2 protein-coding genes are annotated in these 1,479 nt (G+C 46.3%); both read left to right on the forward strand.

Annotation, left to right across the window (positions count from 1 at the left end; all coding sequences use genetic code 11):
• Positions 1-113 precede the first annotated feature (113 nt).
• The gene (locus R7P67_RS24145) at positions 114-647 is read left to right on the forward strand and encodes a YbhB/YbcL family Raf kinase inhibitor-like protein (protein WP_005482606.1); all 534 of its coding nucleotides are present in this window, start codon (positions 114-116) and stop codon (positions 645-647) included.
• A gap of 21 nt (positions 648-668) precedes the next feature.
• On the forward strand, positions 669-1,448 hold the full coding sequence (locus R7P67_RS24150; RefSeq protein ID WP_024701425.1) for a helix-turn-helix transcriptional regulator: 780 nt from the start codon (positions 669-671) through the stop codon (positions 1,446-1,448).
• The last annotated feature ends 31 nt before the right edge of the window (positions 1,449-1,479 follow it).

Raw genomic sequence — 1,479 nt, forward strand, 5'->3', positions numbered from 1 at the left:
AATCTTAAAGTATCAAAATAGACGGTGCTTTTATGTTTTGTGATACTTATTGATGTATCTTGGCTTGGGTTGATGAATAGACTTGAATTGAACTCATTGAAAGGAATAAACACATGAAAGCGATTCACAAGTCTGTTTTGGCCCTTAGCGTTTTGGTTATCGGCTCTGCCCATGCTTTTGAACTAACGAGCAAAGATATTCAAGAAGGTCATCCAATGGCGAAGACATTTGAATATTCAGGTTGGGGATGTGATGGTGCGAACCAGTCTCCACAACTGATGTGGAAAGACGTTCCAAAGGGTACAAAAAGTTTTGCGATTACCGCGTACGATCCTGATGCACCAACAGGCAGTGGTTTTTGGCATTGGATAGCGTTTGATATTCCAGCCTCAGTTAACGAGCTGCCTCGTGGCGTTGATATTAGCAAGCTCGGCGGTAAGGAGTCTCGTATCGATTACGGTACTACTGGTTTTGGCGGCGCATGTCCTCCAGAAAAAGATGGTATGCACCGCTATCAGTTTACCGTTTGGGCCTTGCCAAGTGACAAGTTGAACTTGGATGAGAACACGCCAGCGGCGGTTGTGGGATTCACGTTGAATAGTGTCGCATTGGACAAAGCGAAGTTAACCGCCACTTACACACGATAATTGAATAAGAAAGGGGAGAAGATGAGCCACCAATATCAAGTCACGTTATTTCGTGCGGAGCAGCAGCAAAAGCTGCGTAACGTTCGGATTCATTCCCCGAGTATTATCCAGATCATTAAAGGGAGTAAGCGTCTGTTTTGGAAAGACGAAGCGTTCGATATTCTTCATCCTAATATCATGCTTTGTGAAGCAAACGCTTCGCTGAATTTTGAAAACCTTCCTCAGCAAGGGCGTTTTCTCTCTCGAATGTTCAGCTTTCACTGTGTACCGAGTGATGACATGCTGGAGCTGAGTATGAGTAATGTGCTTGGCGAAAATGTACCCGCGGTGGAGACAGATAAAGCGTTGCAAGCAACGCTGAATGCGCTGTTTTCTTTTGAGCAAGAGAGCTTGAGTGAAGCGACGCAACGTTATTGGGTGTTGGGGTTGTATCAGCAGTTAGCGGAAAGGGGATTGTTGCATCGACTTTTTACCAGCTCGAACACCTCATTTAGCGAAAAACTCAGCCGCTATCTGTCACGCTCTCCGGGCGATGATCATCCTTTGGAACGGGTGGCTGAGCGTTTTGCTATGAGCCGGGCAACGTTGATACGCAAGCTCAAGCAAGAGGGCACTCAGTATCGGGAAGTGCTGGCAGAAGTGCGTTTAAATCACGCACTCTACCTGATGCAAAATGGTGCGTATAACGTAGCGTTGCTCGCGCAGTTGTGTGGCTATCAATCGGAAGGGCGTTTTAGCCAACGCTTTAAAGGCAAGTTTGGTTTAACGCCCAGCGAGTACATCAAAACCGTTGCCAGTTAGTACCTAACATTGCTATTTGGCTCGGTCTCAA

This window comes from Vibrio sp. Vb0937 (assembly GCF_033338855.1).

Excerpts from the sequence above, each read along its gene's own strand:
- R7P67_RS24145 (WP_005482606.1), top strand. The coding sequence starts at position 114 with ATGAAAGCGATTCACAAGTCTGTTTTGGCCCTTAGCGTTTTGGTTATC.
- R7P67_RS24150 (WP_024701425.1), top strand. The coding sequence starts at position 669 with ATGAGCCACCAATATCAAGTCACGTTATTTCGTGCGGAGCAGCAGCAA.